Raw genomic sequence first — 11320 nt, 5'->3', positions numbered from 1 at the left:
GTCACTTGGGATATGGAGCACTTAGAGTTTTGCGCAAGGCTGTCCTGTCAGGGCTGTTTGCCTGTTGCGGTTTTGCGGCCACAGCGGAACAGGTTGTCATTGCGGCACTAGGGGACTCGCTGACGCAAGGGTACGGGCTGGTCGAAGAGGACGGCTTTGTCCCCCAATTGGATCGCTGGTTGAAGGAACAGGGGGCGGATGTCCGTCTGATCAATGCGGGTGTGTCAGGGGACACGACGGCAGGCGGCGCGGCGCGCGTGGAATGGACGCTGACGCCGGATGTGGACGGTATGATTGTGGCGCTCGGGGGAAACGATCTGCTGCGGGGCATTGATCCAGCCAATTCACGCGCCAACCTCGAGAAAATCCTGAACGTTGCAGCGGCGAGCGACGTGACCGTTCTGCTTGTCGGAATGCAGGCGCCGGGCAACTATGGCATTGAGTACAAACAGGCCTTTGATGGCATGTACCCGGAGTTAGCTCAGGAGTTTCAGACATTTTACGCCAACAGTTTTTTCGATGGTTTGGTGGCTGATGGCGACCCGGGTGCGGTGGGCGCGTTCATGCAGCCTGACGGCATACATCCGAATGCGGCTGGTGTAGCACTGATCGTTGACGCGTTGGGCCCAAAAGTTCTTGATCTTGCCCAAACAGCGGCCAATCAGGAGTGATCGATGCCTGGACGCTTCTTTCTGACGCGACCAATATCCGAGATCGCTGAGGCACTGGGGGTTTCGGACGATGTGAATTCCCAGCCACCGCGTCGGAACATCCAGCCTGGTCAGGAGATGGTTGTGCTGACGGAAATCGGCCTCGTGCCGATGCGGTGGGGCATGATCCCGGTCGGTCGGGTCAACGCGCGGGGGCGTCCGGTCATGGAAACCATCATTAATGCCCGGTCCGAGACCGTTTTTGACAAGACCGCGTTTCAAGGTGTTGGCCGAGCGGTTGTCCCAGTAGATGGCTGGTACGAGTGGACCGGGGAAAAACGCCGTAAAACGGCCTGGCAAATCACCTCGGCGGATGGTGGCCCCTTGTTCTTTGCGGCGATCACAGACACGTGGGAGGCCCCGGGTGGCACGCGGGTCGATCAGTTTGCCGCGGTGACCTGCGAGCCAAATGCGGACGTCAAGCCGATCCACCATCGCATGGGTGTTTTGCTGGATCGAACGGGCGTTGATGTATGGCTGACAGGTGATGAGGCAAAGGCTCGGACCATTGCGCGCCCCTGGCCGAACGGGTTGCTTCGCATCGAAGAGGCTGGTGATGTGGATTGGTCGGTGCCGTAGACGCACTTTCAGACGACTGTGACCACGGTTCCGATCGGGACTCTGTTATATAAGTCCACGACATGTTCATTCAGCATCCGAATACACCCGTTTGACGCTGCCCGGCCAATAGTTTGAGGTTGGGTTGTGCCGTGGATGCGGAAGTAGGTGTCCACCCCGTTCTGGAACAGATACAACGCCCGCGCACCCAGCGGGTTGCCATCCCCTCCGGGTTGAACGTAGTCGTTGTCTTTGAACCGCGCGTAAGCCACCGGATCGCGTTCGATCATTTCGTTGGTCGGTCGCCAGGTAGGCCACTCTTTCTTCACGTCGATTGTTGCTGTGCCGGTAAATTCCAGACCTGCCTTGCCGACGCCGCATCCATAGCGGATTGCCTTTCGGGGTTCGGTCACGAAATACAGATAGAATGAGCGCGGAACGACCAGAAGCTGTCCCGGTATGAATTCTTTCTTGATCCGCACGTATTGGGGGGTCGCGTCGAACTCGACCGCCTTTTTCGCACTGGCGATGCCTGGCAGCAGGCTGGCGGTGGTGCCCGCCAGAAATACGCGGCGTGTGACCATGGTATGCCCTTTCGCAATGACCACTCAACTCATGACTGTAACGTCAGAATGATATCCGATTTGGTCATTTCTGGGGCAAGCATAACGCAAACGTTATGTTGTCTGCGCGCAACACTTGGGTCGCGCAGAACGGACAAAGCCGGAAAAAAGAAAGCGGACGGGGAAAACTCCCCGCCCTTTCAACCGGTTACACCAGTTGAATGTCGTCGGCGCTTTCGCGGCCGTCACGACCAGCGCGCAGCTCGTACGTGACTTTCTGGTTGTCGGCGAGGCCGGTAAGGCCCGAACGCTCGACGGCCGAGATGTGCACAAACACGTCCTTGCCGCCCTCTTCGGGTGCGATAAAGCCGAAGCCTTTGGTGGTGTTGAACCACTTTACGGTGCCTGTAGGCATATCCGTTGTCTCCTGTTTATGTGCTGCCCACGGTGTTGCGGCAGCCCGGCGTCGTCGTCTGTATCGATAGACTGAGCGCCGAAAACGGAGACAGTAGGTCGAAATAGAAAAACGTATGCTCCTTGGATATGGCATCGGTCAGGCCACGTGACAAGGGATTTTGTGGGGTTTGTACAAGGGTTTGAAGGGCAATTGTCCGTTTTGTACAAGATTCCGCCGATGGGTTCGGTTATCGTTTTGAGCGCTTTCTATATGATCTGACTATTGGGTCTCAGCACACAAACGGAATTCAGAATCCGTTAACCATGCCTGTGTTCCTGTCGCGGCATGAGCAACTATCGTCGCGTCCGCATTCCTGGAGCCAAGTATTTTTTCACCGTGTCTCTGGCTGACAGATCGTCGGATGTGTTGGTGCGCGAGGTGGCACATTTGCGGGCGGCCTTTGCGATGACGCAGAGAGAGCGGCCGTTCTGGTGCGATGCATTTGTCGTTTTGCCCGATCACTTGCATGCGGTTTGGACCTTGCCGCCGGGGGATGCGGATTATTCGACGCGGTGGGGTGCGATCAAGGCGCGGTTTACGCGCGGGGTGAAGGCGTCGGGAGTGGTGGGGTGGAACCCCACCCTACGAACGGATTCGAAAATCGCGAAAGGGGATGCCGGGATATGGCAACGCCGGTTTTGGGAGCATGCCATTCGGGACGAGCGGGATTACCGCAATCATATGGCGTATTGTTGGGGTAATCCGGTCAAACACGGGTTGGTGGAACGCCCGACCGATTGGCCGTATTCGTCAATCCATCGCGATATTCGCGCGGGTCGGGTTGATCCGGAGTGGAGCGGTGTGGTCACCGATGGCGCGTTTGGAGAGCCGTAGGATGGGGTTTTACCCCATAATTTGGGAGGTTGGAGTTTGGAGTTGGTTTGGTGCACGGGAACAGATCGTACGAGTGTTCGAGCAGGGTCGTTGAGTGAGTGATGGGGTGAAACCCCATCCTACGCTTGCTACGTTAGTCAGATCGAACTCTGAACGGTCCGATCGGGTATTTTAACTCTCTTTCCAAGTATTTAACTAAAAGGGGCTTTACGTAGCTACGCGGTATGTTTCGAACTAGTGATGCAAGACGATGTTCATATTTGTTACCTTTTGGCCACTCGACATCCGTCCAGCCACGTGGGTAACCCAAATACTCGTCAACGTCTTCTAGAGACCAACTTTTTAGCTTCAAACCGTCTGGTGTGTAGATTTGGTCAGGATCAATCTCCAAGCCAAAATCGTTGTAGGCTTTGTCGACAATCGCACAGGTCGTTCGCATGTGCATCTTGCACGTGGTTAAAACATCTGTTTCAGGGACAAATTTACAACGTCCCGGCTCGGGTTCACCAAACCAGAACTCGACGCCTGTTTCCGAGAGGAAACCGCCAACTATATGGTTGAAACCGATCTTCTGATCGTCCGTTCTGCATTCATGAAAAAAACGTGCAATAGGACTACTCCGAAGCTCGGCTTGGATATCAGCGTACCAATTTTCAAACCCATCTACGCCCTTCATGCTTGCCTGCATAGCAAACGTTACACTGCGAACAGACGAGACAAACGCGCTGAAGAAACAACGCATGGCAAAAAGCTCATTTTTGCTGTTTTCCATTTGTTCAATAAAAAACTGAGCTTCAAAGAGTTTATTATCGACGTGATCAAGTGTTCTCATGGCGAAAAAGCCCCGCAGCTATAATGGCGGGGCTTCCATTTCTATCTCGCAAACTTCTTATGCTTCAACCGCTTGGGCTCCAGTGCATCCGGTCCCAGACGGCGTTTTTTGTCTTCTTCGTAGTCTTCGAAGTTGCCCTCGAACCACTCAACATGCGCATCCCCTTCAAAGGCCAGAATATGCGTGCAAATCCGGTCGAGGAAGAAACGGTCGTGTGAGATCACAACGGCGCAGCCTGCGAAATCGACCAGTGCGTCTTCCAGTGCGCGCAGGGTTTCGACGTCGAGGTCGTTGGTGGGTTCATCGAGCAGCAGGACGTTGCCGCCCTCTTTCAGCAGGCGGGCCATGTGGACGCGGTTGCGCTCACCGCCGGATAGCAATGAGACCTTTTTCTGCTGGTCGCCGCCCTTGAAGTTGAAGGACGAGCAATAGGCGCGGGAATTGACCTGCGCGTCACCCAGCTGGATGATCTCGGCGCCGCCGGTGATCGCCTCCCACACGGTGTCGTTGTCTTTCAGGTCGTCGCGAGACTGGTCAACGTAGGACAGTTCAACCGTGTCGCCCAGCGTGATGGTGCCGCTGTCGGGCTGCTCCTGACCGGTCAGCATTTTGAACAGGGTCGATTTACCGGCACCGTTGGGGCCGATGACGCCGACAATGCCGCCGGGAGGCAGGGCGAAGTCCAGCCCTTCGATCAGTTGCTTGTCGCCCATGTGTTTCGACAGGCCCTCAACTTCGATCACCTTGCCGCCAAGGCGCTGGCCGTTGGGGATGACGATCTGGGCGCGGGTCAGCTTTTCGCGCTCGGACTGTTCGGCCAGTTCGTTATAGGCGTTGATCCGGGCCTTGGATTTGGCCTGACGGGCCTTTTGGCCCTGACGCATCCATTCCAACTCGCGTTGCAGGGTTTTCTGCTTGGACTTGTCCTCGCGGGCTTCCTGTTCCAGTCGTTTGGCCTTTTGTTCCAGCCATGCGGAATAGTTGCCTTCGTAGGGAATGCCGCGACCCCGGTCGAGTTCGAGGATCCAGCCGGTGATGTCGTCCAGAAAGTAACGGTCATGGGTGACGATCAGGATGGTGCCCTTGTAGTCGATCAGGTGCTGTTGCAGCCAGGCGATGGTTTCGGCGTCCAGGTGGTTGGTCGGTTCGTCGAGCAGCAACATGTCGGGCGCTTCCAACAGAAGCTTGCAGAGCGCCACGCGGCGTTTCTCACCACCCGAGAGGGTGGCGATGTCGGCGTCGTCCGGCGGGCAACGCAGCGCTTCCATCGAGACATCGATCTGGCTGTCGAGGTCCCAGAGGTTTTCCGCGTCGATCGCGTCCTGCAGGGTCGTCATTTCCTCCATCAACTCGTCCGAGTAGTTCTCGGCAATCTCCATGGCAATCTCGTTGAAGCGGTCGACCTTGGCCTTTTTCGCGGCCACGCCCAGCATGACGTTTTCCCGGACGGTGAGCGATTCATCCAGCTGAGGTTCCTGCGGCAGATAGCCCACCTTGGCACCCTCAGCCGCCCATGCCTCTCCGGTGAAGTCGGTATCGAGGCCCGCCATGATCTTCATCAGCGTTGATTTACCCGCGCCATTGACGCCGACGACACCGATTTTCACGCCGGGCAGAAAGCTCAGGTGGATGTTTTCAAAGCACTTCTTGCCACCGGGATAGGTCTTGGAGACACCCTGCATGTGGTAGACATATTGATAGGCGGCCATGTCGCGTCCTCTGGGTCGGGGAAATCGGGTTAAACCGCTAGATAGACAAGCGGGGCGGGCGGGGCAAGCTGGTGGATTTGTGATTTCTTCGGCAGTGATGTCGGGGTTAGGTTGAACGGAACGAACACGGGGCACGATTTGTCGGAAATGGCTGAGTTGATCGCGGGTTGGGCGAAACCAGGGCGCGTGGAGTGGATCGGCGTGCGGCCTTCGCGCCGGTCCGATGTTGTTGCCAAAGAAGAGATCAGGATGGGTGCCGACGGGCTGGACGGAGACCGAGGTCGTGCGGGCAAACGCGCGGTAACCTTAGTGCAGCACGAGCACCTGACGACGATTGGCAGCTTTCTGGGACGTGGGGCGATCGCGCCCGAAATCTTGCGACGCAATCTGGTAGTCTCTGGGATCAATCTGGCGTCGCTTAAAGGGCGAGAAGTGCAGGTCGGCGAGGCCATCCTGTGTTTTAGCGTGATCTGCGCGCCGTGCAGTCGGATGGAGGAAGCATTGGGAAAGGGTGGCTATTCCGCCGTGCGCGGTCACGGCGGTTGGTGTGCTGACGTGGTGCAGCCCGGGCGGGTCAGGTTGGGTGATCCAGTGCAACCTGTTGATTGACAACAGCGCTTCAACAAGTTTCCTGAGGTCATGAGCAAGAAGAACATGAGAATACTCAGCTATGGTGAACTGTCGTTTTCGAAGGCGGAACTGAACCGACTTGGCAGCGAAACAACGGCGCTTCTGTCGGCAATGGCCTATGCGTTGAATGAGATAAACACCTTCCAAAGACTGTTTGTTGCTTCAAAAAGGCCCGAAACTAACGATGAAAGCATGCGTGCGATGTTCGCGATCGAAAAGCACACGCTTGCGCGGGCCTTAAATGCAAAAGTCTTCGAGGCGTTAAAGCAATTTTCGGATTACAGGCGTAAGCTTGTGCGCAAAAATGCTGATGCGACATTGAAATTGTTTGATGAATGCATGACGGAACTGACCAGTCTAAAGTGTGAAGATGGCTACAAGGTCTCGAATTTCATACGAAACAAGTTTTCCAACCACTACGTACCTAGCGAAGTTGAAGCAAACTTGGCTTACGTGAGCGAAAGAGCAAATCAGAGTATGTTCCATCATGAAATGGTTGGTAACTCGTTCTATCCGCTTGGTGAAGACTATGTGTTTGTTGCCGGAGTCAATCGTTGGGCCGAAGAAAACGGCGTAGATAGCCCTATGGTAATCGATGACTGGATGGACTGGAGCGTTCGTGCCAGCGGTGCCGTTTCAAATAGCTTCCAGAAACTGCTGATCAAAATCGTCCAAGAGCATTTCCCCGAGAAAGCGCTTAGAGAAACAAAGCCCTACTTGGATTCAGAGTATTGCGTAAGTTTGGGTAATGCCTTCCTCCCTCTTGTCGTATTGAAATGAGACGCAGTTCGCTACCATATGCGTCGCCCGGGCAGGTTGTGGGGCTGTTCGGCGGGTCTTTTGATCCGCCGCATCAGGGGCATGTGCATGTCACGCGCGAGGCGATGAAGGCCTTCGGGCTGGATCGGGTGTGGTGGCTGGTGTCTCCGGGTAATCCGTTGAAAGAGCGGGGGCCTGCTCCGTTGACACAGCGGATAGTGGCGGCGCGGGCGGTGATGCGGCACCCGCGTGTGGACGTGACGGACATCGAGGCGCTGACCGGGACACGGGCGACGGCGGATACGCTGGAGGCGCTCAGGCGGCTCTATCCGAAGGTGCGGTTTGTTTGGCTGATGGGGGCTGACAATCTGGCGCAGTTTCACAAATGGAAAGACTGGCGACTGATCATGGACAGCGTGCCTGTCGGCGTAGTGGCGCGGCCGGGGGATCGGATCTCGGCCCGGATGTCGCCTGCGGCTCGTGTTTATGCCAAGTATCGCATCGACGGGCAGGCGCGGCACTTGCTGGGGCAGGCAACTGCTCCGGCCTGGTGTTTCGTGAATGTGCCGATGGTCGATGTCAGCTCGACCGAAATTCGCACGCGTTCCGGGTGGGGCGAAAGGGTGTTGCCGGAATAGCCCCCCTGAACGCATAATCGGTCCGAGTGGTTGTGTGGTTTTGATCTCTGAGATTTTAATTGGCCTATGGTTGATCGTATTTCGCGTCGTTTGTTTTTGGGGGGATTGGGGGCCTCGGTGATTCCGGGCGCTGCTCTGGCACAGGCGCCATTGGCATCCCTGCGACCGCAAGCGCGGTCTTTGCCTTTTGGCGGGGCCGAACGGGTTATCAAAGCGGCTGGCCTGCCGGGCGAAGTTGTGTTTGCTGTTGCGGATGTGGCGACAGGGGCGCAACTGGAAGCGGTTGGCGGTAAGACGGGATTGCCTCCTGCAAGCGTGGGCAAGGCGCTGACCGCGCTTTATGCGTTGGACGTTCTGGGTGCGGACTATCGGTTTGAAACAAAGCTGATCGCAGATGGTACAATTGAGAACGGCATCCTGAATGGCGATCTCATTCTGGTGGGCGGAGGTGACCCGCTGCTTGATACGGATGACCTTGCCACGATGGCGGCCAATCTGCGTGCAGCCGGGGTAACAGAGGTGCGCGGTGCATTCAAAGTGTATGACGGGGCCCTGCCTTATGTGTTCAGCATTGATCCAGGACAACCGGATCATGTGGGCTACAGCCCGGCCATCAGTGGGATATCGCTGAACTTCAACCGCGTGCATTTCGAGTGGAAACGCGACGGGACCAATTTCGACGTCACCATGGATGCGCGTACCGCGCGGTACAGACCCGATGTCGACATGGCCGCGATGGAGATCGAGGCGCGGCGGTTGCCGATCTATACCTATCAGCCAAGTGCCCGCCAGGATCGCTGGACCGTTGCAAAGGCCGCATTGGGCAATGGTGGCGCGCGGTGGTTGCCGGTGCGCAAGCCGGCGCTTTATGCGGGTGATGTCTTCCGGACGCTGGCGCGGGCAAATGGAATTGTGTTGAACCGGGTACAGGTCACCCGGCAGGCGCCGACAGGCACCGTTTTGGTTGTGCACCAAAGTGATCCCCTCGATAGCATTTTACGGGGGATGCTGAAGTATTCGACCAACCTGACGGCGGAAATGGTGGGGATGACGGCCACCAGAGCCCGTGGTGTTCAACCCAAAAGTCTGGCGGGGTCAGCAGCTAAAATGAACCGCTGGGCGGCTGAAACCTATGGGGTTGGACGCATCGCAATGGTCGATCACTCGGGGCTGGGCGACGCTTCGCGGATGGCGCCCGGCGATCTGGTCAGTGCCTTGGTTGCCGCCCGGAAAACCGGTGCGTTACGACATTTGTTGAAACCCTTTGCCCTGACTGACAGCAATGGCAAGGTGATCAAGGATCATCCAATCAAGGTGGATGCCAAAACTGGGACGCTGAATTTTGTGTCGGGCTTGGGTGGGTTCGTGACCACTGCGGACGGATCCGATCTGGCGTTTGCCATTTTCACCGCCGATGTGGATCATCGCGCAACGATTCCGCGGGAACTCCGCGAACGCCCGGAAGGCGCGCGCAGTTGGAACCGCAGATCGCGCAAGCTGCAAAGGGCGCTGATCGAACGGTGGGGCGCGCTTTACGGTAGTTGAGCCTAGGTGGTGTGTCGCGCCCGTGCGCCGCGCTCGATTGCGGCGGCATGCAGTCGGTCGATGTTCAACTCGTAGCGTATTTCTTCCAGTAGGCGCAGTTCGGTTTCGGCCAGAGATCCATCCGCCGCGGCGACATCGCAAGCCAGCGCATAGGCAGTTTCGTGCAACCGTTCCGGCAGGTTGTCGCGGATCAGACCAAAGAGCGCATCCAACCCGTCCACCTGTTCAAACAAATCGAACACGATTTGAGACACCGTACGCGTCCGGTCGATGTCGTATCCTGCAAAGACCGGCAGCATGTTGACCGCACCTTCGATCTTGACCAGTTCCGCCGTTCGGATGTTTTCGTCTGACGCTGAGATCGCCACCATGATCGCCACAAGGCAGTCCTGGGGGGACATGGGGTGAGGAACTTGCTCGGTCATTGGGTCGTCCTGCTTGGATGTTTCTGAGCGCGCACGATATGAGCCAGAGAGAGCAGGTTCAACACCTTGTTTGGCCGCACGGGAATTGCGGCGGGTCGACAAAGCAAAGTTTATGAGCCGTTCGACATCGAATGGCCGTCAGGCGGTGGCGGAAAACCTGTATTCGATGTGCTCAAAGCCCTGACTGGCGAACCCGTAGGCAAAGCGCAGGCCATCCTCACCCGCAACAACGCCATGTTCCGCACCACCCGGTACGTACAGCGCGACACCCTGCCGAATTTGGTGCACAACCCCATCGATTGTCACAGTGCCTTCCCCGTCCAGACCCAAATAAAACTCGGCCGGGTCATGGCGGTGGGGCAAAAGGCGGTCGCCCGGTCCGAATTCGGCAATACCCAGAACCAGATCGCGGGGACTTGCCTGCGTGCCGTTGATCAGGGTGCGCCAGCGCACCTCGCCGTAAGAGGGATCCGTGCCGCCCGACAAGGGAACATGCGCGGCATCTGTGGCCAGCGGAGGATGCGCAAGATTGCTGGCACAATGCACAATAACGGTCTCGCTGTAATCCGTTGCCAACGTGTCCAATTCATGTGTCATTTTTGGTCCTCCTTGTACTGCCATTTGACGCGATTGTATTGACGGGGCAATAAGAGAAAGATGAAGTCAATCATACGCTGAGGTTATGTTACGTGGACAGATTGCCTAGCTTTTCGGGTTTGACGGCGTTTTACGCGGCTGCGCGTCGCGGAACGCTGACGGCGGCGGCCCAGGAATTGAACGTGTCGCAACCGGCCGTGTCCCGCAGAATTGCGGATCTTGAGGCCGATCTGGGATGCGCTTTGTTCGACCGCAGCCGGAAACCTGTGAAAATGACACAGCATGGCAGGGACTTACTACGGGCATTGCACAGCGGGTTGGGGCAAATCGAAAGCGCGGTGGGTCAGATCCGGCAAGCGTCTCAGGGCAAGGTTGTCAGCGTTACGGCACCGTCTGGCTTTGTGGCATTCTGGTTGATTCCGCGTCTCGGAGAGTTGGAATCCACCTTTCCCGACACAACGATCCGTATCATAAGTCAGGAGTATGGAGAGGCCGTTCGCCCCGGTGATGTCGTCATCCGGTTTGGGCACCGGGAAACCGAAGAGGAGACTCGCCTATTGGGTGATGCAGTATTTCCGGCTGCCAGCCCTTTGTATCTGGCAAGAAAAGAGATGAGCCGGGATCAACATGATTTTTCACGCATGACCCTGCTCACGATGGAAGCGGCCCGCAGTCAGTGGCATGACTGGCCGAGTTGGTTTCAGGCCGCAGGGATGGCAATGCCGAAAAAGGCGCGGGTGCTCGATTTCAGCTCCTATGTCATGCTGGTGAACGCGGCGCTGGCCGGACAGGGTGTTTGTCTGTGCTGGGATGGAGTCCTCGACAGTTTTTTGAAGACGGGCGCCATCACACGCCTAGAAGCATCAACGGCAGTGTCCAGCCGGGGGTATTTTCTGTCGGCGCGCGACGGATTGGCCGCCGAACCTCATGTCCGGGACATTCTCAATTGGATTTCGGATACCGGCCAGAAATAGACCGCGTAATTTCCGGGCTTTATTGACTCATGCTGCATCCGCACAATAACAGGGGCCGGGCCGGGCGCATGGGGTGTCGGGCACGTTTC

General features: G+C 57.0%; 14 protein-coding genes. 8 read left to right on the top strand and 6 right to left on the bottom strand.

Features of this window, described 5'->3' with window-relative positions; all coding sequences use genetic code 11:
• The first annotated feature begins 5 nt into the window (after positions 1-5).
• Together ACR3ES_RS04785 and ACR3ES_RS04780 are read left to right on the top strand one after the other, a co-directional pair.
• A complete protein-coding gene (locus tag ACR3ES_RS04785; RefSeq protein ID WP_170428119.1) occupies positions 6-671 on the top strand; it encodes an arylesterase in 666 nt (221 codons plus the stop codon).
• Between the two features lie 3 nt (positions 672-674).
• Complete coding sequence (locus tag ACR3ES_RS04780; RefSeq protein ID WP_480424938.1) at positions 675-1289, top strand: SOS response-associated peptidase; 615 nt, start codon at positions 675-677, stop codon at positions 1287-1289.
• A gap of 8 nt (positions 1290-1297) precedes the next feature.
• Here the strand turns inward: ACR3ES_RS04780 and ACR3ES_RS04775 are convergent, their stop codons facing one another.
• Both ACR3ES_RS04775 and ACR3ES_RS04770 read right to left on the bottom strand, forming a co-directional pair.
• The gene (locus ACR3ES_RS04775; protein WP_170428125.1) at positions 1298-1852 is read right to left on the bottom strand and encodes a L,D-transpeptidase; all 555 of its coding nucleotides are present in this window, start codon (positions 1850-1852) and stop codon (positions 1298-1300) included.
• Between the two features lie 187 nt (positions 1853-2039).
• On the bottom strand, positions 2040-2246 hold the full coding sequence (locus tag ACR3ES_RS04770; RefSeq protein ID WP_170428128.1) for a cold-shock protein: 207 nt from the start codon (positions 2244-2246) through the stop codon (positions 2040-2042).
• Between the two features lie 327 nt (positions 2247-2573).
• On the opposite strand from ACR3ES_RS04770, the gene ACR3ES_RS04765 reads away from it, so the two are divergent.
• Positions 2574-3122, top strand: coding sequence for an REP-associated tyrosine transposase (locus ACR3ES_RS04765; protein ID WP_170428131.1), 549 nt, complete (start codon positions 2574-2576; stop codon positions 3120-3122).
• Positions 3123-3255: 133 nt separating this feature from the next.
• On the opposite strand, the gene ACR3ES_RS04760 is transcribed toward ACR3ES_RS04765, so the two are convergent.
• Together ACR3ES_RS04760 and ettA are read right to left on the bottom strand one after the other, a co-directional pair.
• Positions 3256-3954 (bottom strand): hypothetical protein, encoded by a 699-nt coding sequence (locus ACR3ES_RS04760; RefSeq protein ID WP_170428134.1) that lies wholly within the window; start codon positions 3952-3954, stop codon positions 3256-3258.
• A gap of 41 nt (positions 3955-3995) precedes the next feature.
• Positions 3996-5663, bottom strand: coding sequence for an energy-dependent translational throttle protein EttA (ettA, locus tag ACR3ES_RS04755; RefSeq protein WP_170428137.1), 1668 nt, complete (start codon positions 5661-5663; stop codon positions 3996-3998).
• A 147-nt stretch (positions 5664-5810) separates the two neighbouring features.
• On the opposite strand from ettA, the gene ACR3ES_RS04750 reads away from it, so the two are divergent.
• The 4 genes from ACR3ES_RS04750 (at position 5811) to dacB (ending at position 9235) form a co-directional block, all read left to right on the top strand.
• Positions 5811-6272 (top strand): MOSC domain-containing protein, encoded by a 462-nt coding sequence (locus ACR3ES_RS04750; protein ID WP_170428140.1) that lies wholly within the window; start codon positions 5811-5813, stop codon positions 6270-6272.
• A 30-nt stretch (positions 6273-6302) separates the two neighbouring features.
• Entirely contained in the window at positions 6303-7073 is a 771-nt protein-coding gene (locus tag ACR3ES_RS04745; protein WP_170428143.1) for a hypothetical protein, read from the top strand.
• Positions 7070-7690 (top strand): nicotinate-nucleotide adenylyltransferase, encoded by a 621-nt coding sequence (locus ACR3ES_RS04740; protein ID WP_170428146.1) that lies wholly within the window; start codon positions 7070-7072, stop codon positions 7688-7690. The genes ACR3ES_RS04745 and ACR3ES_RS04740 overlap by 4 nt, the downstream gene beginning before the upstream one ends.
• Positions 7691-7756: 66 nt before the next feature.
• A complete protein-coding gene (gene dacB / locus ACR3ES_RS04735; RefSeq protein ID WP_170428149.1) occupies positions 7757-9235 on the top strand; it encodes a D-alanyl-D-alanine carboxypeptidase/D-alanyl-D-alanine endopeptidase in 1479 nt (492 codons plus the stop codon).
• A gap of 2 nt (positions 9236-9237) precedes the next feature.
• On the opposite strand, the gene ACR3ES_RS04730 is transcribed toward dacB, so the two are convergent.
• Positions 9238-9660 carry a tellurite resistance TerB family protein gene (locus ACR3ES_RS04730; RefSeq protein WP_170428152.1) on the bottom strand — a complete coding sequence of 141 codons (423 nt, stop codon included), beginning with the start codon at positions 9658-9660 and terminating at the stop codon, positions 9238-9240.
• Between the two features lie 138 nt (positions 9661-9798).
• The gene (locus ACR3ES_RS04725) at positions 9799-10257 is read right to left on the bottom strand and encodes a cupin domain-containing protein (RefSeq protein ID WP_170428154.1); all 459 of its coding nucleotides are present in this window, start codon (positions 10255-10257) and stop codon (positions 9799-9801) included.
• Between the two features lie 92 nt (positions 10258-10349).
• On the opposite strand from ACR3ES_RS04725, the gene ACR3ES_RS04720 reads away from it, so the two are divergent.
• Positions 10350-11231 carry a LysR family transcriptional regulator gene (locus ACR3ES_RS04720; RefSeq protein WP_170428157.1) on the top strand — a complete coding sequence of 294 codons (882 nt, stop codon included), beginning with the start codon at positions 10350-10352 and terminating at the stop codon, positions 11229-11231.
• The last annotated feature ends 89 nt before the right edge of the window (positions 11232-11320 follow it).

This window comes from Ruegeria sp. B1, from assembly GCF_056535885.1.
This window is presented reverse-complemented; position numbering and strand designations above follow the sequence as displayed.